25 protein-coding genes are annotated in these 24,946 nt (G+C 64.2%); 10 read left to right on the top strand and 15 right to left on the bottom strand.

Features of this window, described 5'->3' with window-relative positions; translation table 11 throughout:
• Window positions 1-163 precede the first annotated feature (163 nt).
• Window positions 164-751, top strand: a complete 588-nt coding sequence (locus tag ACZ1J6_RS14885; protein WP_465128198.1) for a recombinase family protein — start codon at window positions 164-166, stop codon at window positions 749-751.
• A gap of 24 nt (window positions 752-775) precedes the next feature.
• Here ACZ1J6_RS14885 and ACZ1J6_RS14880 read toward each other — a convergent pair whose 3' ends face one another.
• A complete protein-coding gene (locus ACZ1J6_RS14880; protein WP_465128249.1) occupies window positions 776-967 on the bottom strand; it encodes a helix-turn-helix domain-containing protein in 192 nt (63 codons plus the stop codon).
• A 259-nt stretch (window positions 968-1,226) separates the two neighbouring features.
• Between ACZ1J6_RS14880 and ACZ1J6_RS14875 the strand changes: the two genes are divergently transcribed.
• On the top strand, window positions 1,227-1,619 hold the full coding sequence (locus ACZ1J6_RS14875) for a hypothetical protein (RefSeq protein WP_465128197.1): 393 nt from the start codon (window positions 1,227-1,229) through the stop codon (window positions 1,617-1,619).
• Window positions 1,620-2,542: 923 nt separating this feature from the next.
• Here ACZ1J6_RS14875 and ACZ1J6_RS14870 read toward each other — a convergent pair.
• Both ACZ1J6_RS14870 and ACZ1J6_RS14865 read right to left on the bottom strand, forming a co-directional pair.
• Window positions 2,543-2,830: a hypothetical protein gene (locus tag ACZ1J6_RS14870; protein WP_465128196.1), complete on the bottom strand. Its 288-nt coding sequence runs from the start codon at window positions 2,828-2,830 to the stop codon at window positions 2,543-2,545.
• A 441-nt stretch (window positions 2,831-3,271) separates the two neighbouring features.
• Entirely contained in the window at window positions 3,272-5,113 is a 1,842-nt protein-coding gene (locus tag ACZ1J6_RS14865; RefSeq protein ID WP_465128195.1) for a tyrosine-type recombinase/integrase, read from the bottom strand.
• 203 nt (window positions 5,114-5,316) lie between these two features.
• Here ACZ1J6_RS14865 and ACZ1J6_RS14860 point away from each other — a divergent pair, with 203 nt between their 5' ends.
• Entirely contained in the window at window positions 5,317-5,625 is a 309-nt protein-coding gene (locus ACZ1J6_RS14860; protein WP_442046296.1) for a hypothetical protein, read from the top strand.
• A gap of 359 nt (window positions 5,626-5,984) precedes the next feature.
• Here ACZ1J6_RS14860 and ACZ1J6_RS14855 read toward each other — a convergent pair whose 3' ends face one another.
• A complete protein-coding gene (locus tag ACZ1J6_RS14855) occupies window positions 5,985-6,284 on the bottom strand; it encodes a YdaS family helix-turn-helix protein (protein ID WP_132263872.1) in 300 nt (99 codons plus the stop codon).
• Between the two features lie 51 nt (window positions 6,285-6,335).
• The gene (locus ACZ1J6_RS14850) at window positions 6,336-7,301 is read right to left on the bottom strand and encodes an EamA family transporter (protein WP_465128194.1); all 966 of its coding nucleotides are present in this window, start codon (window positions 7,299-7,301) and stop codon (window positions 6,336-6,338) included.
• A gap of 100 nt (window positions 7,302-7,401) precedes the next feature.
• Here ACZ1J6_RS14850 and ACZ1J6_RS14845 point away from each other — a divergent pair, with 100 nt between their 5' ends.
• Window positions 7,402-7,860 carry an Lrp/AsnC family transcriptional regulator gene (locus ACZ1J6_RS14845; protein ID WP_132263869.1) on the top strand — a complete coding sequence of 153 codons (459 nt, stop codon included), beginning with the start codon at window positions 7,402-7,404 and terminating at the stop codon, window positions 7,858-7,860.
• Between the two features lie 120 nt (window positions 7,861-7,980).
• Window positions 7,981-8,418 (top strand): Rap1a/Tai family immunity protein, encoded by a 438-nt coding sequence (locus ACZ1J6_RS14840; RefSeq protein ID WP_431566668.1) that lies wholly within the window; start codon window positions 7,981-7,983, stop codon window positions 8,416-8,418.
• A gap of 7 nt (window positions 8,419-8,425) precedes the next feature.
• Here the strand turns inward: ACZ1J6_RS14840 and ACZ1J6_RS14835 are convergent, their stop codons facing one another.
• Window positions 8,426-9,595, bottom strand: coding sequence for an acyltransferase family protein (locus ACZ1J6_RS14835; RefSeq protein WP_465128193.1), 1,170 nt, complete (start codon window positions 9,593-9,595; stop codon window positions 8,426-8,428).
• A gap of 7 nt (window positions 9,596-9,602) precedes the next feature.
• A complete protein-coding gene (locus tag ACZ1J6_RS14830) occupies window positions 9,603-10,685 on the bottom strand; it encodes a hypothetical protein (protein WP_132263863.1) in 1,083 nt (360 codons plus the stop codon).
• 373 nt (window positions 10,686-11,058) lie between these two features.
• On the opposite strand from ACZ1J6_RS14830, the gene ACZ1J6_RS14825 reads away from it, so the two are divergent.
• A complete protein-coding gene (locus tag ACZ1J6_RS14825; RefSeq protein WP_465128192.1) occupies window positions 11,059-12,147 on the top strand; it encodes an NAD-dependent epimerase/dehydratase family protein in 1,089 nt (362 codons plus the stop codon).
• Window positions 12,144-12,611, top strand: a complete 468-nt coding sequence (locus ACZ1J6_RS14820) for a GtrA family protein (RefSeq protein WP_165921343.1) — start codon at window positions 12,144-12,146, stop codon at window positions 12,609-12,611. The genes ACZ1J6_RS14825 and ACZ1J6_RS14820 overlap by 4 nt, the downstream gene beginning before the upstream one ends.
• Here the strand turns inward: ACZ1J6_RS14820 and ACZ1J6_RS14815 are convergent.
• The 7 genes from ACZ1J6_RS14815 to ACZ1J6_RS14785 form a co-directional block, all read right to left on the bottom strand.
• Entirely contained in the window at window positions 12,565-13,545 is a 981-nt protein-coding gene (locus tag ACZ1J6_RS14815; protein WP_132263859.1) for a glycosyltransferase family 2 protein, read from the bottom strand. The genes ACZ1J6_RS14820 and ACZ1J6_RS14815 overlap by 47 nt on opposite strands.
• Window positions 13,546-13,549: 4 nt before the next feature.
• A complete protein-coding gene (locus ACZ1J6_RS14810) occupies window positions 13,550-14,506 on the bottom strand; it encodes an NAD-dependent epimerase/dehydratase family protein (protein WP_132263858.1) in 957 nt (318 codons plus the stop codon).
• Window positions 14,507-14,604: 98 nt separating this feature from the next.
• Complete coding sequence (locus ACZ1J6_RS14805) at window positions 14,605-15,876, bottom strand: class I SAM-dependent methyltransferase (RefSeq protein ID WP_243654109.1); 1,272 nt, start codon at window positions 15,874-15,876, stop codon at window positions 14,605-14,607.
• Window positions 15,869-17,089: a DegT/DnrJ/EryC1/StrS family aminotransferase gene (locus tag ACZ1J6_RS14800; protein WP_132263856.1), complete on the bottom strand. Its 1,221-nt coding sequence runs from the start codon at window positions 17,087-17,089 to the stop codon at window positions 15,869-15,871. The genes ACZ1J6_RS14805 and ACZ1J6_RS14800 overlap by 8 nt, the downstream gene beginning before the upstream one ends.
• Entirely contained in the window at window positions 17,080-18,174 is a 1,095-nt protein-coding gene (gene rfbG, locus ACZ1J6_RS14795; protein ID WP_243841141.1) for a CDP-glucose 4,6-dehydratase, read from the bottom strand. The genes ACZ1J6_RS14800 and rfbG overlap by 10 nt, the downstream gene beginning before the upstream one ends.
• A gap of 55 nt (window positions 18,175-18,229) precedes the next feature.
• Entirely contained in the window at window positions 18,230-19,066 is an 837-nt protein-coding gene (gene rfbF / locus ACZ1J6_RS14790) for a glucose-1-phosphate cytidylyltransferase (RefSeq protein ID WP_132263855.1), read from the bottom strand.
• A gap of 222 nt (window positions 19,067-19,288) precedes the next feature.
• Window positions 19,289-21,058, bottom strand: a complete 1,770-nt coding sequence (locus ACZ1J6_RS14785) for a glycosyltransferase family 39 protein (RefSeq protein ID WP_465128191.1) — start codon at window positions 21,056-21,058, stop codon at window positions 19,289-19,291.
• 385 nt (window positions 21,059-21,443) lie between these two features.
• Between ACZ1J6_RS14785 and ACZ1J6_RS14780 the strand changes: the two genes are divergently transcribed.
• The 3 genes from ACZ1J6_RS14780 to ACZ1J6_RS14770 are packed head-to-tail and all read left to right on the top strand — an operon-like array spanning window position 21,444 to window position 24,307.
• Window positions 21,444-22,577: a glycosyltransferase family 4 protein gene (locus ACZ1J6_RS14780; protein ID WP_465128190.1), complete on the top strand. Its 1,134-nt coding sequence runs from the start codon at window positions 21,444-21,446 to the stop codon at window positions 22,575-22,577.
• Window positions 22,578-22,605: 28 nt separating this feature from the next.
• A complete protein-coding gene (locus ACZ1J6_RS14775) occupies window positions 22,606-23,649 on the top strand; it encodes an ATP-grasp domain-containing protein (RefSeq protein ID WP_465128189.1) in 1,044 nt (347 codons plus the stop codon).
• On the top strand, window positions 23,642-24,307 hold the full coding sequence (locus ACZ1J6_RS14770) for an HAD family hydrolase (RefSeq protein ID WP_134095319.1): 666 nt from the start codon (window positions 23,642-23,644) through the stop codon (window positions 24,305-24,307). The genes ACZ1J6_RS14775 and ACZ1J6_RS14770 overlap by 8 nt, the downstream gene beginning before the upstream one ends.
• A gap of 67 nt (window positions 24,308-24,374) precedes the next feature.
• On the opposite strand, the gene ACZ1J6_RS14765 is transcribed toward ACZ1J6_RS14770, so the two are convergent.
• Entirely contained in the window at window positions 24,375-24,944 is a 570-nt protein-coding gene (locus ACZ1J6_RS14765; protein WP_314464598.1) for a sugar transferase, read from the bottom strand.
• Window positions 24,945-24,946 lie beyond the last annotated feature (2 nt).

Here is a 24,946-nt window from a genome sequence, read left to right as displayed (position 1 = left end):
ATCTCAATTGAGTGATTGCAATTCGCAGCTATCGAATTGTCCTGCTTGTCTCGAAACGGGTCGGTTTCGATACAGTCTCGCAATGTGTATCGAAAATTAGACTCCACAATGTTTCGATACGGATGTATTTCCGATACAGAGAATCGATACAGGAGTCTTTCATATGCCCCGATCCTTCGCGTATTGCAGAGTAAGCACCGCCGACCAGACGACCGATAATCAGGTTCGGGAAATTCAGGCGGCGGGCTTCCTTGTGGACAGCAAACGCGTCGTTTCGGAAACCATCTCGGGCTCAGTAGCCGCGATGGAGCGCAAAGGCTTTGCGCGCCTTGTTGATCGCCTTGAGGATGGTGATGTTCTGATTGTGACCAAACTCGATCGTCTGGGAAGGAACGCGATTGACGTTCGTTCAACAGTTGATCGGCTGGCGGCAGATGGGATCAAGGTCCACTGCCTTGCTCTTGGGGGAGTTGATCTTACCAGTCCTGCTGGGCGCATGACGATGGGGGTCATTGCCGCTGTAGCGGAATTTGAGCGCGATCTGTTGATTGAGCGAACCCAAGCTGGGCTATGTAGAGCGAAGGCCTCTGGCAAGGCTCTGGGAAGGCCGCAGGCGCTTTCAGCGGCGCAGCAGCAGGACATTATCAGGAAAAGGCAAGATGGGGTTTCGCTCGGAGCGCTTGCCAAAGAATATAGCGTTTCGCGCGCTGCTATCCAACGTATCGAGAAGCGCGCAATGTCGGCGGCTTGATCCAGAAAAACTGCTTCGGAAAATTTACACCAATTCCGCCAGCATAGCGAGGGGGTCCTTGCCCAATGCCCTCGCTACATCGCAGAATTCTACGACATCTAGCCGCCGCTCGCCCGTCTCATAGCGAGATACGAATTGCTGATGCCGACCAAGGTGTTCGGCAAATGCCTGTTGACTGAATCCAGCTTCCTTCCGGGCTGTACGCAGAGCTTGCATCAAGTTGCGATAACGCTCGTCTCCGACGCCTTTGGTATGTGCTTGCGCTGCCATACCGCCGTCTGTTGCTGGCTTCCATTTTTACACCAAAACCGTGTAGAGAGGCTGATCAACAGAGAATCATCAGGGGGTTTATGAACCGGTGGAAGCTATTGGCAGGAAACGAAATCCTTGCTCGTGCGCACGTTATGCTGCCGCTTGGCAAAGCGAAGGCAATCAACATGCATGTCTGCAGTGAAAGCACGGCAGGAGATACGGCATGAAGTTGGGTTTCATCTTTGCACTGCCTTTGATGCTTCTTTCCACCTTAAGTTGTTCGGAAAAGCAGCCTAGTGAAGGCGAACTCTTTGCACGAAAGGCGCTGCAAAGTGCTCGTGACAGCATGAAAGACCCAACTTCCGTCAAGTTCAAAGACGTTCGAATAAACGTCCGGTCAAAGTGCATGTTTGGGGAGATACTGGGTAAAAATGGCTATGGAGCTTATTCAGGGTACAGCGATTTCGTCTGGCAAGACGGTGACCTGACCGTTCATCAGGCTGACTCGATGGACCAATTAGACTCATTTATTGCAGTGACGGAAAAGAAGATGGCGTGTTTAGAAACGATGAACGGCGCAAATCATAAAGATATAATAGACATTCCGGCAGCTTGAAGTGTCGCCGGAGGGCGAATTTCCTATAGAAGAGTGGAGCAAGGGGCGGCGCACCCTCTGCTTGGTTTCGTCTGAAAAATAGCGATGTCCTAGGGCAACGCTCCCCGCTCCATAGGATTGCCTTTTCAGTCGGATCGCTGCCTTACCTTATCATCACACTTAATAGAGAATCTATTGAATTGTTTATTTATATTTACAAAGTCATTTATTGATATTCGATAAATGGATTTAAAATCATTAAGGTTTGTTTATAGAAATTGCAATATTTCGAGATTTACGTAAATGTATTATAGCTTATAATACATATAGCCAGTTTATTTCCCACAATTACACCAGGGCGAGCTTTATTTCGTCAGGATCACATTAGTGGGGATTGCCTTTGAGCGCGCATTTGGGTATTATACCTGAACAGCGAACCTTTTCTTGGCTAGAACGCTCAAACAGCAAAGCCAAATGCCTCCGGTCCGGCTCTCAGGACCGAGTTCCTTATCAGTGATAGCACCCTAGCTAGCGAAGGCGAAAGCCGATGTGCAGCAGGCCTACTTGTGTTGGAACTCCCACCGTATCCCCTTGTGGCGGTGGCAAGTTGTATCTTTGGGGCACTTAGAAGCCGTAAGGCAGACCTCCGACCCCCCGGCTGAGTGGAAATAGCTCGATGGGACAACCTAGCGTATATGGGCTGATATTTTATGTCCTGCTGCATTCTCAGTAGGTATCACACGGTGTGACCCCCGTCTTTTGCCTTTCAAGGGCATAAGCAAAAGGTAGCTAGGCTAAAGAAGAATTATGTAAAAATTATTTTGGGTGTAAGACTCCGCGTGAACTAAAGTGAAGATAATATTCTTTACCTTATCACCCTAGCGGAGGCGGAGCTGTGTCTAATTAACTGAAGAAGGCCTGCCTTGTAGCAGGCCTTCTTAAGGTCAGTATCCTTCCTCTCTTATTACAATATTATTAATTATTCCCGGCGCCTCATTATCAACAAGCGCATCACGGACAGCCCGGCGGATAATTTCGACATCAGCGCCGTCAATGCCGTCCCATCCGTTCCCGCCATCTAGGGTCATCTTCCGCTTGGTCGTAATAACAAGCGTTGCATGAGATTTTTCGCCCTCTACCTCGATCTCTCTTTGAATGGTTGCGCCTGAGATCAGCTGTGTCAGATTTGGCCGATCTGGAATCCGGGCCACAATTTCCTTTAAAATATTCATTTGATGTCCTCTGTTTCGCCGCAAAGGCTTAATTGCCGCGACGTGAGAGGTGTATGGGGGCGATATGCGTCCATGCGCAACCCTTGTTAACGACGTTATTAAATACAGATTATTGTCGTTATCACTATATATCTTTTATTCTGACTTATGAGACTTTCTTTGTATTTTTTATTCTCATAATATGTCTATTTTATATGAGTTAATTGTATTTAGAGAGGTCGATATAAATGGATTTTTCATCATCTTTCCGACGATTAAGAGTCTTCAAAAGGGCACATCCGCAAGTCTAAGAGTGAAATCACTAACGGCGCGCTTGAGATAGGCTCTAATTTCCATTTTAAGCCGCGCTCAGAGGAAGTATGTCCGGGCGGCTCTGAGGGGCGGGGGATGAGAAAAAGCCTCTGAGAACGCCTTTAAAACTCAATAAGCGACTTTTTAAGTCTATTCGCATTTTGGGATGAAGAGGTCCTTGTATACGCAAGATCGAATAGCGGGGTATGTCTCTTCAATTGGAATTTCGCGCACATAGATCGCATCCATTCCATGCTTTTCGTGCCCAGCAACTTCATGGATAATGTTCGGATGTATTTTGTAGTCACTATGGCCAAGCATTCTTTTGAACGCTCCTCGGAACCCATGGAAGGTTACTTCAAGCCTCGCGGTTACAGGTAGAGTGTCTCTAAGCATCTGGCGTATCACGGTTCGATTGAATGACCGGATTACCCTTCCGTTCGACCATTGATTGTCGTCATTCCGATCCGTGTCTTTGCCGCTAGGCGGCTTCCAATCGGGAAAGACACGCTCTTCTCCGCTGGCTTTGATGCGATTTATATATTCAGCAAAGCCGAGTTCCATGAGCGCATCGAGGATCGGCACCTTGCGCGCTTCTCCCTTTTTAGTGCGGCGCCACTTGTTATCTCGAATAACAACATGCGGAGTGCTCGAGTCGAGAATAACCTCAGCAATCATAAGGCCTCCGAGCTCGCTTGCACGGCATCCGGTATAGGCGGCGGTTACCGGAGCCCAATATTCTGAACCGGTCAGCCGATGGTCACCCGGTTGATGTGATTGCGACGGCGTTGGAGATTTGCAGCCCGTAAACCAAGGATGTTTGAAAATCAGATTCATTTCTTGATTTGTGAAACCTCGTTTTTCCGGCATCGTCGCTTTATTCGGGGGCGACGCATAACGATCGACTTTTATAGCGCTGGCAGGGTTCTTTCCGGTAAATTTGTCAGTGTCGATGGCGTGATTGATTGCGGCACGAAGCAAGCTAATTCGTTTCCGCAATGTCTTAGGACTCGCTGGTCGGGGAATGCTGCCAGCGGTTTTGCCGCCGACAGTTTGCGAAGCGAGATGGCGGGCGTAAGACTGAAAGTCTCCACGGGTCAGCGCATCTAGCCGCTTATTTCCTATCAAATTCTCGAAAAGTCGGAGCGAGGATTTTACCTCTGTGGCGGTTCTTGCTGGTAAATCTCTTTGTTTGAGATAGGCCTCCACGGCTTCTCGAAGGGTTGGAACGGACTTTGCCTCTGCTGGCGAGGTCTGCAACAGGTGAGGTGCTCTCTCTCCGATTATGAGGGCTTGAGCCTCTCTACGACCTAGATGAATGCCTGTTCGTATGGCTCCTACTACGGCTCCAAACTCGGGAGAGCGGGGGGGCGCATCCCAGCCACGGTTTTTAATCACCCAAGCGGCAATCTCGGTTGGCGTCTCATGTCGACCATTGCCAGTGTGGCGGGTGTGGAGCGCTTGTTCCTCGTCCTCGGCGTGAAGCTCAAGTTCGTAAATCAGGCGCTCATACTCTTCGGTACAGGCAGGATCGGCGTCCGCACGAATGTACGCCCGTTCAAGCGGCTCAATGACAAGCCTTCGATACAAGTCTGTAAGTTCGTTGAGATCGGCTTGTGTAACTTTCCTTAGCGCTGGTTTAATAGCAGAGGGCGTTGAGGCCGGGAGGACCGAAAATTGCCCCGTCGCAGCGGCGACTTTTCGTTCAAACTCCAGATGAACAGAAATACAGGCCGCATGCATTTCGGCAACGTTCGCTGTTCGCAGGGAGCGACGAAACAGGTTCTGGGATTTGAAGTGCGTTTCAAACAGCGCTGGATCGCTCTTCACACGCACGGGAACGCGGCGTTCGTACTGATAAACTTCGCCGCGCTTTTTCACGTACCTGACCGCCGCCGCCAACTGATCGTCCTTACTCGATTGTCTCACACTTAGTCTCACACAATTCCTGGCAAAGCGGCTGGATTGCAAGGAGTATTGGATTTCTGTCACGATTTTTCAAGCGGTGAAGAACCCAGCAGGGCTCACCACCGTTTTTGCCGCTTTCCGGACATTCCGGCGGCTTTCCAGGTCGCTGCTCTTCGCCTCGGTGCTGCCTTGCGGCGCCCCTGCGATCGAGCGCGATATATCGTTCTTTTTCGGAACTCTCCGGCATTTGTGCGTTAGATTCATAACGGCCAGAAAAGGAGAGAGCGATGTCGATCGGCGTGGAACAGAAGAGGCTGCATCAGGACCTCAAGAACGTGGGGCTTCGTGCGCAGGCGACGGCGGCGGGGCTGGTGCAGCTTTGCAAGGAGCTGCAGGCCGTGGGCGTGCTGGGCGATGCCGCCGTCAGCCGCGTCAAGGAAGCGATCGCCAACGAGATCGCTCTCACCGCGCCGCGGCCGATCCTGCGAGAGGATTTTCGCCGCGATGTCTGCGCGCGTCTGGACGCGATTTTCTCCGGCGCGGAGAAGCTCGGTCCCGCCGAGGAAATGCCCTTCGCGCAGCAGCAGATGGAGTAACGGCCCGATCTGCGTGGCCCCAGACGGTCAGCGGTCTCCCGCGCATTCAGGGGGACTTTGCGGCAGTGCGATCTCGCAACTGCGAGATTTATTTTTGCGCGCAGGAACAAAGACATCGCCAATGACTTAAGTCACTGCCGGGCGCAGTTGCGAACCCTATCCCGCACCCACGGGATGCGCGCGCGGCAATTTAGGAACGCTTCCCGTCGGTCGCCACCGTGCACTTTCGGAATGCATTTCGGACTGGACCCAATCCTTCGGGCCCCGCGGATTATCCGTGGGGCCTTTCTTTTTGCCCAAGGGCAGCGAGATCGGAGCGCCCGAGGGCACTGGGATCAGAGCGCCCGGGAGCACCGGGATCAGAGCGCGGTGGGGCGCTTGCCTTCGGGATTGCCGAGGTGTTCGATCTGCGCTTCGGTCAGGTTTTCGCTGAAGGCGGGCGAGAGCTTGCGCTCCAGGCGGCGGCACATGTCCGAATGGGCGATCAATGCGCGCGCCGTCTCGCGCAGGGTGGCATAGTCCAGCGGCGCTTCGCCGGAGATCCATTCGCGCACGTCGCGTTCGGCGATGCCGAGGTGCCGGGCCAGCGCGCGCTGGCCGCCAAGGGCGTCGACGGCCTGTGAGAAGATGGCGAGTTGGATATCGGAGGCTTGCGGCATGTGGGGAGGCATGGGCGTAATCGGCGCCGCGCGCAAGCGGCGCCGGGCCGGTCAGGCCTCGCTACCGACAGGTTTCGTACCGGCCCCGGAATTCCCTGGCTCTCCGGAGGCTGCGCCGGTGCCCGCGGTGAGCGTGGTGCCGATCGTGGCGCCGACGATCGCGGCAATGCCCAGCCACTTGGCCAGGGGCAGCACTTCGCCCAGCAGCAGGGCGCCGGTCAGCGCGCCCACGGCCGGTTCGCCGCTGGTGAGGATGCCGAAGCTCTTGGTCGGCAGGCGGCGCAGCGCGAACATCTCCAGGGAATAGGGGATGGCGCTGGAGAAGATCGCCACGACCAGCGCAACGGCCAGGACATGCGGCTGGATCATGGCCATGCCGGCCTGGGCGATGCCGAAAGGCAGGGCGACGAGCGCGGCCACGGTCATGCCGTAAGCCGGCGCGGCGGCGCCCAGGACCTCGCCCGCGCGCTTGCCCATGAGGATGTAGGCGCCCCAGAACACCCCGGCGGCCAGAGCGAGCAGCACGCCTGCAGGGTCGAGGGCATGGTCGATGGCCCGGGGGGCGGCGGCGGCGGCCTCTGGCGAGCCGGAGATCGGCACCAGCAGCGCCAGGCCCGCGATGGCCAGCCCGATCCAGGCGAGGTCGATGCGGCGGCGCGAGGAGAACGTCGCCACGGCCAGCGGGCCGGTGAACTCGGTGGCGAGGGCGATGCCGAGCGGGATGCGCTGGATCGCGAAGTAGAACAGCATGTTCATGCAGCCCAGCGCCAATCCATAAGGCAGGGCGGCGCGGAGCATCTGCCGGTCCAGCGGCTTTCGCCAGACACGGAACACGCCGCAGAGGATGGCCGCCGCCAGCGCCAGGCGCAGCGCCGTCGTGCCGGCCGGGCCGGTCACCGGGAAGAGCGACTTGGCCACCGAGGCGCCCCAGCAGATCGAGACCATGGCCGTCGCCACCGCGGCAAGCGGCGCGAAGTCATTGGAGGAGGAACGCGTTGCTATGCGGCGAATGACCATGGAACCCTCGGCTGGAATCGGCGATGCTTTTATCCGGGGACGGCGATAAAAGCGGTCTATGATTGCCGCGCGGCGATAATATTTATCGGAGATCAGCCCCATGCCCGATGCGTTCGACTTGCGCATCCTTACCGAGCTTCAGCGCGACGCGCGGATTTCCATGCCGGATCTCTCCGAGGCGGTCGGGCTTTCCGCTCCCGCCTGCTATCGCCGCGTCAGGACGCTGCGCGAGCAAGGCGCGATCGAGCGGGAAATGGCGCTGGTCTCGCCCCGGACGATGGGCTGGCTGGTGACGATGATCGTGCTGGTCTCCCTGGAGACCGACAAGGGCCGCGTGGTGGACGACCTGGTCGCCCGGCTTCGGCAGACCCGCGAGGTGATCGATGTCTGGTACGTCACCGGCGACCACGACCTGGTGCTGCAGGTGGCGGCGCAGGACATGGCGCATTACGATGCCTTCTCGCGCCGGGTGCTTCACGGCGAGGAACACGTCCGCGCGTTCAAGACGCTGGTGGTGATGCAGCATGCGAAACGCGCGGCGGCATTGCCGGCGGCCTAGGGCGGAACCGGCCGGCGACGCATGAGGGTCGCTGTCCGCTTTCGCAGCAGGCTGCCGGCAGCGATTGACGCGCCGGGGATTTGTCCCAAGGGTTCGCGAATTGGTTGGAGAGACTCGAGAATGAAATCCGTAAAGCTGGCCTGCGTCTTCCTGATCGCTCCGCTTGGCCTGTTCCCCGTTGCCGCGAACGCCAGTTTCTACACCGGCGACGACCTCTATGCGGCCTGCATGACCGAGCGCGGCAGCAATACCTATGTCGAGAAGAGCTACGAATGCATCGCCTATATCACCGGCGCCGTCGATGCCTTCAACACCACGCGCAAGACCAACAAGCTCGACAGCTGCCTGCCGGCGGACGTGACGATCGGCCAGCTGAAGGAAGTCACCATGGACTACCTGGCGCGCAACCCGAACGACCGGAAGGGCTCGGCCTCGGAGCAGGTCTTCAAGGCCACCCGCAAGGCCTGGCCCTGCGCCTCGTCAACGAAAAGCGCGCCCCAGAAGAGCACTGGAAAGAAGAGCACGGGCAAGAAGACGACTACGAAGAAGAACCGCTAGGGGGCTTCTACGGCGACTCCAGCCGCTCGCGGTTGCGGCGGTGGAAGATGCGTTCGTGGAAGTACCACTGGTAGGGGTAGCGTTCGAGCAGGCGGTAGACGATCTCGGTGAAGACCAGCGTCACCGGGATCACCACGGAGAGGAACAGGGCCAGCGACAGTGCCCAGTGAGCGCTGAACAGGCCGAGGCGCACGAAAAGCAGGCGCGTCGTCAGGTACGTGTAGGGGTGAGCCAGGTAGAGGCTGTAGCTGACGGTGCCGAGGTAGAACGCCGAGGGCCGGTCGAGCAGGCGGCCGGTCACGCTGCCCGGCGCGATGGCCATGTAGAAATAGGCCGAAGTGAAGAACAGCATCGCGTAGTTACGCGGGTCGCCCATGTTCTTCAGCATGAAATCGTAGTGCTGGATCGAACCGAAATAGAGGCACCCGGCGAACGCCAGGGCCTCCAGCGCCGGGCGCCAGGCGGCGGGCGGGCGCAGGCCCCGCTCGTCGAGCAGTCTTGCGCCCATTCCGGTGAGGAAGAAGGCCATGGCCGGGAAACGGTAGACGAGGCCGGCCGCGGTCAGGGCCAGGAGCACGGTCAGCACACGGTCCCCGCGGCGCAGCGCGGTGTGCACCGTCAGGCAGGCCATCGCGTAGAACAGCACTTCGTAGCTGAGGCTCCAGGCATTGGGCGTGAGCTGCTCGGTATGGGTGAGCAGGTTGACCAGCAGCAGCGCCGGCACGATCGATTCCAGCGTGTTCAGTTCGGGCATGGTGCCCGTCGCCGCGTTCACCGCAATGAACAGCAGCGAGAAGGCCAGGAACAGCGGATAGAGGCGGAAGAATCGCCGCAGCGCGAATTCGCGCGCGGAATAGCGCATGACGCTGGGCAGGATCACGTAGCCGCTGATGACGAAGAACAGCCAGACGCCCCAGCGGCCGAAGTTCCACGGTGCCTCGGTGACGGCCAGGTAGGCGGCGTCGTGCGGGTAGATGTTCTCGCCCAGGCCGCCCAGGACATGGGCGAGGAAGACCATCATCGCCGCGACGCCGCGCAGGCCGTGGACGGTGGGGTTGAAGCCTGCGCCGGATCGGGACGCCCTGCCGCCACCCGTCCTTGCGGCATCGGCCGCAGGCGCGGGCGACCCGCCCGGCTCGCGCTCGAGCGGGAGGGCAGTGGCGCAGCTCTGGGTCACAAGGATGTCATGCCGTGCGCGACCCGCCTGTGTGATTGTGCGCCTGGCCGTGAGCGTGGAGGGCGGCGCGCGAGCGCTTGGTCTTGCGCGGGACGCCGGCGGCCGTCGCGCCCCTGATACCGGGTTCCAGCATCGGCGCGGCGGGACTGGGCAGGCTGTAGCCGAAGCGGCGCAAGTCGTAGCCGGTCATGCGCTGGAGCTGCTGGTTGCTTTCCGCATAGCGCTCTCCGACCGACTGCTCGATCTGGCGCATCAGGCGGCGGCGGAGCGGCTTGTCGAACATGGCGGTGAAGGCGAAGATCGGGCGGAGCTTGCGGTAGTAGCGGTCGAACGGGGGGAACACCACCGGCGCCTGGGGCGAAAGCTGGTTCCGGTTGAACAGGGCGTTGAGCGGGCGGCGCAGGGCCTGCATGAGGATCGGCATGCCCTCGTTGGCGGGGGCGCCGAAGATGTCGTGCGGGATCAGCGAGGCGTCGTGCTCGCAGAACTGCGAGATCTCGCGCGCGACGCGCGACGCGTCGTTGCGCAGGGCCTCGTAAGGCAGCACCAGCACGTTTTCGGGGCCGAAAAGCTGGCGATAATATTCGATGCACTGGACATAGGCGAAGGAGCGGAAGTCGAAGTCCGGCTTGCGCGAGAGGGTCCATTGCAGCGGGGTGGTCAGCCGGCGGAACGAGAGCGAGCCGCCGTCGCTGATATATTGCAGGTAGTACGAGAAGATCATCGAGCGCTGCTCGCGCACGAAGACCAGGATCCGGGCGTTCGGCAGGCAGTTCTTGATGCGGTCGGCGATCAGCTTGGCGTCGTATCCGCCCGAGGCGGGATAGCCGGACAGCCGCTCGTGCGAGACCACCAGAGTATTGCCACGCGCCTGCGCCTCGCGGCTGCGGCGGCGATAGCTTTCGATCCGGTGGGGAGAGAGGTCGTCGAAGGCGCCCTGTTTCACGAAGTCCAGCTGGATGTGATAGCGATCGTTCTCCAGCCGCTCGAAGCCGAGTTCGCGCCGCGAGAACAGGGCGTTCTGGAGCAGCGTTGAAGCAGTCTTGTGGAATCCGATATGGACAAGTGGTCTTGTACCCGGCTCCTTCACGTCGCGCTCCCTGGCTCCTCCGCGCGTGCATGCCGGGGAAGGTCAGGCCGCGAGGACATCGTTTGTCACGTTCAGGACAACACCTTGAACACAAACGAGAGACCATGCCGGGGCGGGTCGGGTCAATTGCCATGAATCGCCCGGATGGTCCTCCGAAAGTCTAGGGTGGATCGATATATACAGCCGGTTCCGGCGCGTTTCCGCGCCCGAGCCGCGCCCCTGCGATGCGGGATCGCCGGTTTCCTGCGAGGGGTTAATCCCTTGGGTCGCGGTGCGGCCCCAATGACCGGGCGCGCTATGCTTCCGGGTGATTGTCGGCCCGCCCGGCGATGCCCAACCTTGCGGCGGAACCCGTCGCAACAGGAAGCCGCTCTTGAACCCAACAGATCCCGCACTCGCTGCCGCCAACGTCACCGGACCTGTCCTGGTCACGGGCGTGGCCGGCTTCATCGGCCATGCCGTGGCGCACCGCCTGCTCGACCGGGGCGAGCAGGTGATCGGGCTCGACGTGGTCAACGACTACTACGACCCCGCGCTCAAGCATGCGCGCCTCGCCACGTTCGAGGGCCTGCCCGAGTTCGAGTTCCACCGCCTGGACGTGGCCGATGCCGCCGCCGTGGCCGCGCTGGTCCGCAGCCGGGGCGTGCGCCGGGTGGTCCATCTCGCCGCGCAGGCCGGGGTGCGCTACAGCATCGAGAACCCCTTCGCCTATGAGCGCTCCAACCTGGCCGGCCATCTCGCCGTGCTGGAGGCCTGCCGCCATGCGGAAGGCTTCGAGCATCTGGTCTATGCCTCCTCCAGCTCGGTCTACGGCGAGCGGCCGCTGGCCGGGCCGGACGGCGAGGCCTGCAAGGAAGGGGGTGCGGGCGGCTTCTCCGAGGACGATCCGGCCACGGAGCCGGTCTCGCTCTATGCCGCCACCAAGCGGTCTTGCGAGCTGATGAGCCAGTCCTACGCCAGCCTCTACGGGCTGCCGCAGACCGGGCTGCGTTTCTTCACGGTCTATGGACCCTGGGGCCGCCCCGACATGGCCTACTTCGGCTTCACGCGGAAGATCTTCGCCGGAGAGCCGATCGAGGTCTATGGCGAGGGCCGGATGGCGCGGGACTTCACGTATATCGACGACATCGTCGACGGTGTGCTGGGCGCGCTCGACAATGTGCCGGGCGCCGGCGGCGCGAAGGCGCGGGCGCACCGGGTGCTCAACATCGGCGACAGTCGCCCGGTGGGGCTGATGGACATGATCGAGGCGCTGGAAGCGGCGCTCGGCCGCAAGGCGCAGAAGATCATGCGGCCGATGCAGCCGGGGGACGTCACCGCCACATATGCCGACGTGAGCAAGCTGCAGGCGATCTGCGGCTACCACCCGCGCGTCATGCTGGAAGAAGGGCTGCAACGCTTCGCCGACTGGTATCGCCAGTTCTACGACGTGGAATCGCTGCAGTCTCAGGAGGCGGAGTGACCGATATCCCGCGCAAACGCCGGCCCGTGGACCGGCCCCCACTGGACAGGTCGGCGCTGGCGCGCGAGGCGGCGACGCTGGCGCGCTTCGTGCTGGTGGGGCTGGCCAATACGGCGATCGGCTACGGCCTGATCCTGGGCTGGCTGCGGGCGGGGCTGGGCGACTATGCGGCCAATCTGGCGGGCTTCGCCATGGGCCTGCCGATCTCCTACGCCCTTCACCGGCACCTCACCTTCCGCGCCCGCCACCGCGCCTCCACGGCCGAGGCCCTGCGCTACGGCGCGGCGTTTCTGGTGTCCTATGCCGCGAACCTGGGCGTGATCGCGCTGGGCCGCGCGGCGGGCTTCGAGCGCAGCGCCCTGGTGCAGGGCCTGGCGATCTGCACTTATGCGGGTGTGCTCTTCGTGCTCACCCGCATCACTGTCTTTCGCGCGCAACCAGCGAGATCACTTCGGGAAAGTTGATCTTCTGCTCGACGATCGGCCGGGTGCCCGGCTTGGCCTGGAGGAACAGGCGGCCGACATATTCGCCCAGGATGCCCATGAAGACCGCGTTGATCGAGATCGACATGAGCAGCAGGATCGTGGTCGTGGCGAAACCGGCGGGCCAGGCCTGGCCCAGGAACACCCGCCCGACGAGGTAGATGAAGGTCAGCACCATGCTGAGCACGCCGATCACGATCCCCGAGATCGAGGCGATCCGCAGCGGCATCAGCGAGTGGTTGAGCACCCCGTCCACCGCCAGCGAGATCATCGACTTGAGCGGGAACTTGCTCTCTCCGGCGATACGGTCGCCGCGGTCGTATTCGAGGCCCACCTGGGAGAAGCCCATCGCGCTGATCAGCCCGCGCAGATAGGGCGAGGCGTCCTCCACCTTGTTCAGTTCCACCAGGATGCGGCGGTCGACCAGGCGGAATTCCCCGGCGTTGACGGGAAGATCGTCGTCGCTGGTCCAGGAAATGAAGCGGTAGAAGGCGCGGCGCAGCGTCGCGATGACGAAGCCGTCCTTGAGCGAGCGGCGGATGCCGTAGACCACCTGGTGGCCCACCCGCCACAGCCCCAGCATCTCGGGGATCAGTTCGGGCGGATCCTGGAGGTCGCAGTCGAGCTGGATCGAACAGGCGCCGGTGGCGGCCTTGTAGGCGCAGAGCAGAGAGCGCTGGTAGCCGTAATTGCGCGAGAAACGGATGACCTTGAGCGCCGGGTCCTTGCGGGCAAGGTCTTCCAGCAGCTCGAAAGTGCGATCGGTGGAATGGTTGTCCGTGACGATGATCTCGTAGGCGTATTCGGGAAGCTTCTCGAAGACGCGCACGATCGCCTCGTAGCAGCGCACGACGTTGAGTTCCTCGTTGAAGGCGGGAACGAGGATGGAAACCAGGGTCTTCGGCTCGGCGTTCACGGATCTATCCTGCTTTCGTGCACATGAGTTGCTCGCCCGCGATGGTACGGGCGAGGCCTTCGTCGAGTTCGATGCGGCGGCGCCAGCCGAGCACGCCGGCGGCAAGGTCGGGACTGGAGCAAAGCTCCACGGGCGCGTCCTCGGGCTCGGCCCGCGGCAGGAAGTTCTCCGGGCAGCCGGTCATGGCCTCGATCCGGCAGGCGACCTCCTCCATCGTCGGCGCGTCGCCCGAGCAGATGTTCACGCAGTCCGGGACATCCTGCCGCGTCGCTTGCCGGGCGATCTGCAGCAGCGCGTCGACCGCATCGTCGACGTGGATCAGGTCGCGCCGGTCGGCGGGGCGGCGGATCGTCATCGGCTGGCGCGAGAGGCAGGCGTCGATCAGCGCGGGTATCAGGAAGCTGGGGGCCTGGCCCGGGCCGTAGCAGAGCGCCAGGCGCGCGGTGACGACCGGGAAGGGCAGGCGCGGGGCCAGCATGGCGATGGCCTCGGTGGTCGCCAGCATGCCCGCGCCATAAGGCGTGGAGGGCACCGCGCGGGCGTCTTCCCGGTAAGGCAGTGCGGCCCGGCCATATTCGGCGATGGTCCCCGCGCGCACCACCGCTTCCGGGGGCCGGGGCAGCTCGGCCAGCGGCTGGAGCAAGTTGAGCGCGGGCTGGAGGTAGATGGCGTGGGAGGCGCGGGCCGCCGCGAAATCGGGCTGGGGCGGCAGGCGGGTCTCGGCCGCCAGGTGGAACACGCGCCGGGGCGCGATGCCGCGGATGCAGCGCCGGATCTCCAGCCGGTCCGACAAGTCGATGCGGTGGATCGTCAGGCGTTCGGCAAAGGGCGAGAGCCGCCCCAGCTCGGTGGAGGGGCGCACGATGGCATGGACGTCCCCGCCCTCATCGAGAAGGCGGCGGACGAGATGCGCGCCGATGAAGCCGCCGGCACCTGTGAGCAGCGTTACGCCTTCGGCCACTTGGCGACCCTTCTACAAGAATTGCGGCCTTCCACGACAATCCGGCCTTCCGCAAAAGATCCGGGCCGGAAATTACGCTCCGGCCCGGCTTGATCGGTTCAGCAGACGATCCTCGGCACGGGCAGGGGCACGAGGAAGCGGCCGCCGCGTTCGCGGAAGGCGGCCTGCTGCTCGAAGATCTCGTCGAAGAAATTCCAGGCGAGCACGAAGAGCACGTCCGGTTTCTCTTCCTCGATCGCCTCGACCGGGCGGATCGGAATGCGCGTGTTCGGCGAATAGAGGCCGTGCTTCAGCGGATTCCGGTCGACCAGGAAGTCGAGGTAATCGGTGTCGATCCCGAAATGGGTGATGAGGGTGTTGCCCCGGGCCGAGGCGCCGTAGCCGGCGATCTTCAGGCCCTGGGCCTTCATCTCGTCGAGCATGGCGCGGATGTCCCGGCCCATGTCCTCCACTTCGAGGGCGAGCGCGTCATAAGTCTCCTGGACCAGCATGCCGCCGGCCAGTTCGTCGCGCAGCATCGTGCCGACCGACTGCGAGGGGCCGATCCCGGCCGCCTTGCGGTTAAGGAACACACGCATCGAGCCGCCGTGAATGTCGGGCAGCGAGAGCGCGTCGGTCACTTCGAGGTCGAAGAAGGCGGCGAGCTTGACGATCGAGAGCAGGCTGAACTCGGAGACGTGCTCGTGGTAGATATTGTCGAATTCGGTGTGGTCGATGTACTCCTTGGCGCGGGGCACTTCGATCACGAAGGTGCCGTCGTCCGCCAGCAGGATGCTGATGGCCGCCATGAAAGTGTGCAGGTCGCCGATGTGGTTGAAGGTGTTCGTGGTGACGATCACTTTCGCCGGGCCGCGCTGCGAGCGGACCAGTTCGGCGGAGGCGGGCGTGAAGTAGTCGATATATGTCTCGACCCCGCGCTCGGCGGCCATGGCGGCGATGTTCTCGGCCGGGTCGAAGCCCAGCGTCCGGCAGCCCAGCGCATTGCAGGCGGCCAGGAGCAGGCCGTCGTTGCTGCCGATGTCGACGATCAGCCCGTCACCCGCGCGCGCCGCCAGCACTTCGGCGAAGTCCGAGAAGTGCGTGTGCATGCGCGCGGCCCCCGAGGGGACATAGAGGTAGTGGCGGAAGAAATCGGCCGGGATCTGGTCGGCGATCTCCACCAGCCCGCATTCCAGGCAGACCTGGGTGTTGAGCGGGAAGGCCGGCTGCTCCGCGCCCAGGTCTTCCGGGCGGATCAGCATCTGGCCGGGGGCATGGTCGCCCAGCGGCAGGAAGAGGTAGGGCGAAGGCGCCTTGCACGCGCGGCATTCGCTGAGCTTCGAGGCGGAATCGGCGGCATCGGCCGGCTTGGGAATGGACATTTCAAGCATTCGCCGCCTCCCGCGAGGACGTTGTCGTCAGGGAGCGGACGAAGCCTTCGAACGTCTCGTGCATGAAGTCGATATGCGCTTCCGTCAGGCCGTGGTGGCACGCGAGCAGGATGCCGCCCTTCATCACTGCGTCGGCGACCGGGCAGCCTTCCGGCGGGGCCTTGAGCGTCACGTCCTTCATGGCCGGCTGGCGCAGGATGTTGCCGGTGAAGACCGGGCGGGTCTGGATGTCGCGCTCTTCCAGCCAGATCTGCATCTGGGTGCGGGTGAAGGGCGCGTCCTCGCGAATGGTCAGCGGGAAGGCGAGCCAGCCCGTGCGCGATTCCGGCAGCTGTTCGGGCAGGACGAACCAGTCCTCGTACTGCTTGAAGAACTGGTACTGCCGCTCGAAGTTGTGCTCACGCGCGGCGATGTTGTTGTCGAGCTTCTTGAGCTGGACGAGGCCGAAGGCGGCGCCCATTTCCGAAGGCTCGACATTGAAGCCCAGCTCGTCGAACAGGAACTTGGCGTCATAGTCGATACCGTCGAGCGCGACGTTGAAACGCTTCTCGATGCTTTCGGAATCGACGTAGAGCGAGCTGGTGCGGCCCCAGGAACGCAGCAGCAGCGCGCGGCGGGCGAGGTCCTCGTCCGAGACGCAGAGCATGCCGCCGTTACCCGCCGCATTGATGACGTGCGAGCCGTAGAAGCTGGTGGTGGAGATGTGCGAGCGGGTGCCGGTGCTGGTGCCGCGCAAGGTGGCGCCCAGGGTGTCGGCGCTGTCTTCCACGACCATCAGGCCATGTTTGTCGGCGATCTCGCGGATGCGGTCCCAGTCGGGCAGGTTGCCGATCAGCGAAGGGATCATCATCGCCCTGGTGTTCGGCCCGATCATCGCCTCGATCTTCTCGACGTCGATGTTGTAAGTGCCGACCGCCGAGTCGACGAAGGCCGGCACCAGGCGCGAGCGCACGATCGGCGCCACGGTGGTGGCGAACGTCAGCGCCGGGGTGATGACCTCGCTGCCTTCGGGCAGGTTCAGCAGCTCGATCGCGAGGTAGTTCGCCGAGGAGCCGGAATTGACCATGATGCCGTGGTCCTTGGCGAAGAGCGCCGAGACCTGCTCCTGCATGGCGCGCACTTTCGGACCCATCTGGGTGGAGGTGCGCAGCACTTCGAGGACGGCGGCGATTTCTTCCTCGCCGTGGACGGTCTGACCATAATTCACGCGCATATTGCTGTTTCCCCCTGGAGAGTTTCAGTGATCCCGGTCTCCGAGCCGGAGAGCTGATCGGAGTACCGGGCGATCTGCGCCTCGCTGAAGGCGCGCATGTCGGCGTTGCCGCGCGCGTAGGCGCGGTACCATTCGGCGCTCATCGTCACCGCTTCCTCGGTCGAGAGGCGCGGGCGCCAGCCGAGCCGGGCATGGGCCTTGCTGGAATCGAGCGTGAGCAGCCCCGCCTCGTGCGGGTCGTCGGGACGGCGCCCGAAGGCGATCTGCGCCACGCCCGGGCCCCAGGCCCGCTGGAAGTGGCGCGCGATTTCCTCGACGTCGATGAAGCCATCGGCGCTGGGGCCAAAGTTCCAGGCCTCGGCAAAGCGCGGCGCATCCTCTCCAAGAAGCCGCGCACCCAGCATCAGGTATCCCGCCAGCGGCTCCAGCACATGCTGCCAGGGGCGCACGCTGGCCGGGTTGCGGATGGTCACGGCGGTGCCGGCCATGGTGGCGCGCACGACGTCGGGCAGCAGGCGGTCGAGCGAGTTGTCGCCCCCGCCGATCACGTTGCCCGCACGCACGGTGGCCAGCTGGCAGCCGTCGGGACTGGAAAAATACGACCGCCGGAACGCCGCGGCGACCAGTTCGGTGCAGCCTTTCGAGGCGCTGTAGGGATCCGCCCCGCCCAGCGCGTCGGTCTCGCGGTAGGGCCATTCCCACTCGCGGTTCTCGTAGCACTTGTCGCTGGTGACCACGACCACGCCGCGCGCCGAAGGCATGCGCCGCACCGCGTCGAGGACGACGGCGGTGCCGGTGACGTTGGTGGCGAAAGTCTCGACCGGATCGTCGTAGGACGGGCGCACCAGCGCCTGCGCGGCGAGGTGGAACACCAGGTCCGGCCGCAGGTCCGCACAGGCCGCATCGAAGGCGGCGGCGTCGCGGATGTCGGCAATGCGGTGGTCGACCAGCCCCCCCAGGTCGACCGAATGAAACATGTCAGGGCCTTGCGGGGGGCGGTGCAAGGCGACCCCGGTGACCTCTGCGCCCAGTTGCCTGAGCCAGAGGCATAACCAGCCACCCTTGAAGCCGGTGTGGCCGGTCACCAGAATCCGCTTGCCCCGATATGCCGAAACAAGCGCCTGATTCAGTGTGCCTTGTTCAGGCATGTTGCAACTTCGCGGGCAGGTCGGTGCTGAGCACCGGCTGGCCGTTTTCGAAATCCATCCAGGGCGGCATCGCCGAGGTACCCAGCTTGTCCAGCGTGTCGCGGTCGCGCACGGTGTCCATCGGGTGCCAGAAGCCCTTGTGCTTGTAGGCCATGAGCTGCCCGTCATGGGCCAGGCGCGTCAGCGGCGCCTGCTCCAGGGGTTCCTCGTCGCCGCTGAGATAGTCCAGCACGCCCGGTTCGAAGACGAAGAAGCCGCCGTTGATCCAGGTCTCGTACTTGACGACCTTCTCGGTGAATTCGACCACCTGGCCGCCGTTGCCGTCGCACTCACCCAGCTCCAGGTTGCCGAAGCGGGCGGGCGGCTGGACCGCGGTGACGGTGGCGAGCTTGCCGTGCGAGCGGTGGAATGCCAGCAGCGCGTCCAGGTCGACATTGCCGACGCCGTCCGAATAGGTGACCATGAAGGTCTCGTCGTCGAGCCAGGAGCGCAGGCGCTTCAGGCGTCCGCCGGTCATCGTGGCCAGGCCGGTGTCCACCACCGAAACGCGCCAGTCGACCTTGGAAGTGGGGCGCAGGGCCATCTCGCCATTGCCGATGCCGACCGTGAAGTCGTTCGACATGAGGTGGAGGTCCTGGAAGAAGCTCTTGATCGCCATGGCCTTGTAACCGCAGGCGACGATGAAGTCGTTGTGGCCCCAGCGGTCGTAGATATCCATGACGTGAAGCATGATCGGGCGGCCCGCCACTTCCACCATGGGTTTGGGGACGCGGACCGTTTCTTCGGCAAGGCGGGACCCAAGGCCCCCGGCGAGCAGGACGACTTTCATAACCGCACCTCCGGTGTCGGAATTTTCTGGAGAATTTCTCCGGTCGATGGGGGAAGGTTAAGGGCAGAGCGGTCCGGCGGAGAAGTGTTCATCGGGGTTAGGCAGCTTTAGCCAGCAGGGGTGCCAAAGGGTTAACCCGTGCTCTGCAAATGGCCGAAGGAACCATTCGGGTAGGCTCCGCAGAGGGATCGGCCACGCCTTCTGCGCCGGGTTTCCGCGCGATCACTGCGAAGCCTCGTCCGGGTCCAGCGGGCGGCGGTAGAGCACCGGGCCGGTGCCGTTGCGGCGGCTGGCGAATTCCAGGTAGCCGTGGCTGCGCGCATAGTCCGCGAAAGCCTGCTCCAGCGGTTCTTCCCCGCCGATCAGGATGGCCGAGGGGTGATTGGCATCGAGCCAGGACACCAGCCGGGTGGGTGAGGTTGTCGTCCAGTAGGTGCGGTCCTGCGGCGGCATGTAGTCCGCCACGCGGTAGACGAACTGGCCGGCGGCGAACTCGCCCGGCAGCGAGAAGCCGCCCTCCAGCGCCAGCACCGGAGAGAGCGTGGCCACGCTGTCGCCCGAGGAGGCCCCGGCGCTGCGGGCCAGGGCGCGCATCTCGCGGTGGATCTTCACGCCTTCCCACGACGTCGGCCGGGCGAGGGAGATCAGGCCCGGCCCCAGCCTGGACCCCGCGCAGAGCAGCGCCACGAAAGCCAGCGAGAGCAGCACGGCGTCCGCCGCCAGCCGGTTTTCGCTGAGCGTGCGGGCGCGCAGCAGCACCACCAGCAGGATCAGGAAGGGGATCGGCGGCGCGAAATATTGCGGGAAGGACGGGCTGGGCACGAAGGCCACGACCACGCCCATCAGCGCCAGCACCGCGGCCAGCACCACCGGCCAGGACCAGACCGCCAGGACCCCGTCCCGCCAGCCGCGCCGCCGCAGGGGGAGGGCGACCAGGGCCACCGCGCCGACGAGGGCGAGGAGCGTGGCGTTGGAGGTCCAGATGTCTTCCGCCAGCAGGATCTTCTGGGCCACGCCGATCACTTTGGGCTCGGTGGAGTGCATCCAGTAGACCGGCTGGAGCTGGGTGAAGTAGCGGATCGTATGCGCGAAGAAGGCGTCGGGGTCGGAGGCGATGGCGATCAGCGCGGGGATGCCGCCGGTCAGCCCGCCCAGCGCCAGCGGCACGGTGCCGCAGGTCAGGCGCTGGCGCAGCGGATGGGCCAGCGGCGCCAGCAGCGTGGTCACGGCCAGGAACGGCGCGATGAAGATGTAGTTGGCCTTGAGCCCCACCGCCACCGAGACCAGCACGCCCGCCACGAAGCAGCACATCCAGGACGGCCGCTCGCGGTCCAGCCCGCAGAGCAGGAAGTGGATCGCCATGAGCGCGAAGGGAATGGGCAGGAAGTTGTTGCTCACCATCATGCCCGGGGGGCCGATCAGGAGGACATTGCCCATCAGCAGCATGGCGGCGGTGAAGAAGGCCGGAAAGCCGGTTCGCTGGCGGCGGGCGATCAGCCAGAGCGCCCCGATCGCCATGGCCCAGGCGGCCACGATCAGCATGCGGCCCAGCAGCAGGACGTGCCCGGTGCCGGTCAGCCAGTAGAACCCGCCCAGGATATAGGGCAGGTAAGGCAAGTGGTTATAGCCGAAATCGCGGTAGATATCGCCGGTGCCCCAGAGGCGGGAGACGGTGATGAACAGGTTCTCGTCCCGTCCGATCGGGAAGGCCAGGATCCGTCCGGCCAGCCCCAGGAACAGCACGGCCAGCAGGCCGAGCGCGGCGACGATGGCCGGGCTGGGGGCGGTTCGCGCGGTATTGCCCGGGCCGTCGCTCAGGCCTTGCGGCAAGGTTGCCGACAGTCCCGCGGGTTCGGCGCCGAGGTCCGGCGCGGATTGCGGCGCGGCGTAGTCCCGGCCCTGACCAGCGGTCTGGCCCACGTTCTGGCCTGCGTTCTGGCCCAAACCCTGCCCCGCGGCTTGCCCCGCGTTCTGCGGCCTGTCGCGTTCCATCATCGGGATCCCCTGTTGCCTGCGGCGCCAGCAGCCTGGCCTCACCCCTGACACGGGAGTGTGGCCGATGCCGCCAGCGACCGTGAGCGCGATTAGGGCGTACCCACTCAGGATGACGGCGGACCGCCGGGTGGGGGTGCCGGGGCCCGCCGGAGGCTCATCGTGATGTTTCGGCGGGCGCCCGGCCCATCACGGCCCCGATCCTGCCGGGTCGCCCTCCCGCATTGCTCCCAAATCGCCCGCTCCAATAAAGGGTTAGACCGCATGAACGCCTGCCTGCGCGGCAGGCTTTCGCTAGGTTCTGGCGCAATTGACGAAGCGGTTTTCACGCAGGCAGGTTTTCACGCAGGCGGAAGAGGGGGCCTTGGTACTTCCAACCAGCACGATGCGCATCGCGATCCTCGCCTCCGGCCTTGGCGCCGGCGGGGCGGAGCAGGTGATCGCCCAGCTCGCGCACCATTGGTGCGCGGCGGGACATACGGTGGACGTGATCGCCTTCGACAGGCCGGAGGATCCCGTGTTCCACCGCCTGCCGCAGCCGGTCACGCTGCACCGGCTCGGCGGGGGCAGCGGCTTTGCCGGCATGGCGGGGCGGGTCGCGGCGCTGCGGCGGGTGTTGCAGGCGCGGCACCCGCAAGTGATCGTCTCGTTTCTGACCAAGAACAACCTGATCGCCGCGCTGGCCACGCTCGGCACGCCCACGCGCCTCGTCTGTGCCGAGCGCAACAATCCCGAGCGGCAGGGCACGCATCCCTTGTGGAACCTGCTGCTGCGCCTGCTCTATCGCCGCGCCGACGCCATCGTCTGCCAGACGGCGGCGGTAAGGCGCTGTTTTCCCGCCGCCGTGCAGGCCAAGCTGGTGACCATCGCCAACCCGGTGCCCGCGCCTGACGTGATGCGGGCCGAGGGGGAGGTGAAGCGCCTCTGCGCGGTCGGCCGGCTGACGCACCAGAAGGGCTTCGACCTGCTGGTGCAGGCTTTCGCCGCCGTGGCGCCGCTCTGGCCGGACTGGCGGCTCGACATCTGGGGCGAAGGCCCGGAACGCGCCGCGCTGGAGGCGCAAGTGAGCGCTCTCGGCCTGGAAGGCCGCGTCCTGCTGCGGGGGCTCAGCCCCCGGCCGCGCGCCTGGGTGGAAGAGGCCGGGATCTTCGTCCTGTCCTCCCGCTATGAAGGCTTTCCCAATGTCCTGGGCGAAGCCATGGCCGCGGGACTGCCCGCGATCGCTGCCGACTGCGATTTCGGCCCGGCCGACATGGTGGAGCATGGCCGCAGCGGGCTGCTGGTCGCGAGCGAGGACACGGCCGCGCTGTCGCAGGCGATGGCGGGCCTGATCGCGGACCCCCTGGCGCGCAGCCGCATGGGCGCCGAGGCCGCAGAGGCCATGGCGCGGTTCCAGCCGGCGCGGATACTCCAGCAATGGGACCAGGTCCTGGCGCAAGTCGTCTCGCCGCGGCATCGTGGCGCGCGGTCGGTCACGGTGTCCGGTCCGGCCGGGCGCAGGGCCGGGGCGGAAGGTTGAGGGGCGCCGGAGCCATGGGGCCTAAGGCATGAACGGGGGAAACAGGGTGGTACGGATACTCTTCACGTCGGCCGGGCGCCGGGTGGAACTGACGCGGTGCTTCCGCCGCGCGGCCGAGAAACTGGGCCTGCGCGCGGAAGTCCATGCCTGCGACCTGCAGCCCGAACTGAGCGCCGCCTGCCTGGAGGCGGAAGTGGCCTTCGGGGTGCCGCGCTGCACGGCGCCCGACTATGTCGAACGCCTGCTGGAGCACTGCGCGCGCGAGAAGATCGCCTTGCTGGTGCCGACCATCGATACCGAGCTGGACCTGCTCTCGCGGGCGCGGGACCGCTTCGCGCAAGTGGGCACCCTGGTCCACGTCAGCGCGCCTGAAGTGATCGACGTCGTGCGCGACAAGGAACGCACGATCGCCGTGCTGGCAGAGGCGGGCGTGCCCGTGCCGCGCACCGCGCGGATCGAGGATGTGCGCGCCGATCCCTCGGGCTGGGCCTTCCCGCTTTTCGCCAAGCCGGTGGGCGGCAGTGCCAGCCGCGGCATCGGCGTGCTGCACGCGGCGGCCGACATCCGCGAGGACTATCCCGAGCCGATGCTGGTGCAGGAACTGCTGCGCGGCCCGGAATACACGATCAACATGTACCTCGATGCGCGCGGGCGGATGCGATCGGCGATCCCGCACTTGCGCATCTCGACCCGGGCCGGCGAAGTGGAGAAGGGGCGCACCGTGCGCGACCCGCGCATGATCGCCATCGCCGCAGACATCGCCGCTGCCCTCAATGCGCGTGGCCTGAATGCGCGTGACCCGAACGCAGGAGATCTTGCCGCCCCCGCTCCGAGCGGGCCGGGCGCCGAGGGCGTGCTCTGCTTCCAGCTCATCGACGATCCCGATCGCGGCCCCCGCGTCTTCGAGATCAATGCCCGCTTCGGCGGCGGCTATCCCCTGGCCGACCAGGCCGGGGGCCGCTTTGCCGAAAGCCTGCTCGCCCGCGTCTCCGGGCTGCCCGAATGCGCCAGCGAGCACTGGCGCGAGGGCGTGACCATGGTGCGCTACGACAGCGCCGTGTTCCGTGGTTGATATCCCGCATCCGGTCGTGGTGCTGGATCTCGACGACACGCTCTATCTCGAACGGGACTTCGCGCGCAGCGGCTTTGCGGCCGTGGGGCGCCACCTGGAGGAGAGCCACGGCCTGACCGGCTATGCCGAGCACTGCGCGCGGCTGCTGGACGAAGGGCACCGCGGCACCGTGTTCGACGCGGCGCTGGCGGCCATGGGGCTTGCCGCGATCGAGGTCGCGCCGCTGGTGGCGCTCTACCGTGGCCACGCGCCCGAGATCGCGCTGGCCGAAGACGCCGGACGCCTGCTCGACCGGCTTGGCGCGCGGGCCAGCGCGATCATCACGGACGGCCCGGCGCAGACCCAGGGCAACAAAGTGGCGGCGCTGGGCCTCCACGACCGGATCGGCAAAGTGATCCTCACCGGCCTGCTGCCCGAAGGCTGCGGCAAGCCCCATGCCATGGCGTACGAGATGGTCGAGCAATGGTCCGGCCGTCCTGCGGCGGACCACGTCTATATTGCCGACAATGCCGCCAAGGACTTCGTGACCCCCCGCGCCCGAGGGTGGACGACCGTGCAGATCCTGCGCGAGCGGCGCATCCACGCCTGCACCGCGCCGACGCCCGACCATGCGGCGCACCATGTGGTGGTTTCGCTGGACGAACTGAGGCTGGCCTGATCTGGTTCCGGGTTTTCAGAAGAGTCACGCGCAGAAAGAGCAGGCGCCCGCGGCGCCGCGCGCTCCCTCAATCCGCGAGAACCACCGCCTGCGAGCGGCGTTCGCCGCCGACCATGACCCAGAGGGTCAGCGCCACGATCCGCAAGTCCAGCAGCGGCGAGGCATTGTCCACGTACCACAAGTCCAGCGCGATCTTCTCGTCGAGCGAGAGCAGGGTATTGCCGTTGACTTGCGACCAGCCGGTCAGCCCCGGCCGGACCCGACCCCGCGCCGCGCCGCGTGGTCCGAGACCGGCGATGGTCTCGGGTAGCAGCGGCCGCGGGCCGACGAAAGTCATGTCCCCGGCCGCGACGTTCCACAGGCCCGGCAGTTCGTCCAGCCGGCTGCGGCGCAGGAAGCGGCCGAAGGCGGTCACGCGGGCTTCATCCGGCAGCGGCTGCCCATCCGGCCCCGTCGCCTCGCGCATGGAGCGCAGCTTGAGCAGGGTGAAATCCCGCCCGTCGCGGCCCGCCCGGCGCTGTCGGAACAGCACCGGGCGACCCATCGAGAGCAGGACGCCGAGCCCCAGCAGCAGGAGCAGCGGCAGAAGGGTGAGCAGGAGCAGCGAGGCGAGCAATCGAAGGGAAGCGAAGGCCACTC

Source organism: Novosphingobium sp. BL-S-21, from assembly GCF_055521655.1.
This window is presented reverse-complemented; position numbering and strand designations above follow the sequence as displayed.

Coding starts and splice junctions, on each gene's coding strand:
- ACZ1J6_RS14840 (WP_431566668.1), top strand. CDS start 7,981: ATGAAATCCGTAAAGCTGGCCTGCGTCTTCCTGATCGCTCCGCTTGGC.
- ACZ1J6_RS14875 (WP_465128197.1), top strand. CDS start 1,227: ATGAAGTTGGGTTTCATCTTTGCACTGCCTTTGATGCTTCTTTCCACC.
- ACZ1J6_RS14855 (WP_132263872.1), bottom strand. CDS start 6,284: ATGCCGCAAGCCTCCGATATCCAACTCGCCATCTTCTCACAGGCCGTC.
- ACZ1J6_RS14850 (WP_465128194.1), bottom strand. CDS start 7,301: ATGGTCATTCGCCGCATAGCAACGCGTTCCTCCTCCAATGACTTCGCG.
- ACZ1J6_RS14805 (WP_243654109.1), bottom strand. CDS start 15,876: ATGCTTGAAATGTCCATTCCCAAGCCGGCCGATGCCGCCGATTCCGCC.
- ACZ1J6_RS14880 (WP_465128249.1), bottom strand. CDS start 967: ATGCAAGCTCTGCGTACAGCCCGGAAGGAAGCTGGATTCAGTCAACAG.
- rfbF (WP_132263855.1), bottom strand. CDS start 19,066: ATGAAAGTCGTCCTGCTCGCCGGGGGCCTTGGGTCCCGCCTTGCCGAA.
- ACZ1J6_RS14780 (WP_465128190.1), top strand. CDS start 21,444: ATGCGCATCGCGATCCTCGCCTCCGGCCTTGGCGCCGGCGGGGCGGAG.
- ACZ1J6_RS14785 (WP_465128191.1), bottom strand. CDS start 21,058: ATGGAACGCGACAGGCCGCAGAACGCGGGGCAAGCCGCGGGGCAGGGT.
- ACZ1J6_RS14800 (WP_132263856.1), bottom strand. CDS start 17,089: ATGCGCGTGAATTATGGTCAGACCGTCCACGGCGAGGAAGAAATCGCC.
- ACZ1J6_RS14860 (WP_442046296.1), top strand. CDS start 5,317: ATGTCGATCGGCGTGGAACAGAAGAGGCTGCATCAGGACCTCAAGAAC.
- ACZ1J6_RS14845 (WP_132263869.1), top strand. CDS start 7,402: ATGCCCGATGCGTTCGACTTGCGCATCCTTACCGAGCTTCAGCGCGAC.
- ACZ1J6_RS14775 (WP_465128189.1), top strand. CDS start 22,606: ATGAACGGGGGAAACAGGGTGGTACGGATACTCTTCACGTCGGCCGGG.
- ACZ1J6_RS14885 (WP_465128198.1), top strand. CDS start 164: ATGCCCCGATCCTTCGCGTATTGCAGAGTAAGCACCGCCGACCAGACG.
- ACZ1J6_RS14870 (WP_465128196.1), bottom strand. CDS start 2,830: ATGAATATTTTAAAGGAAATTGTGGCCCGGATTCCAGATCGGCCAAAT.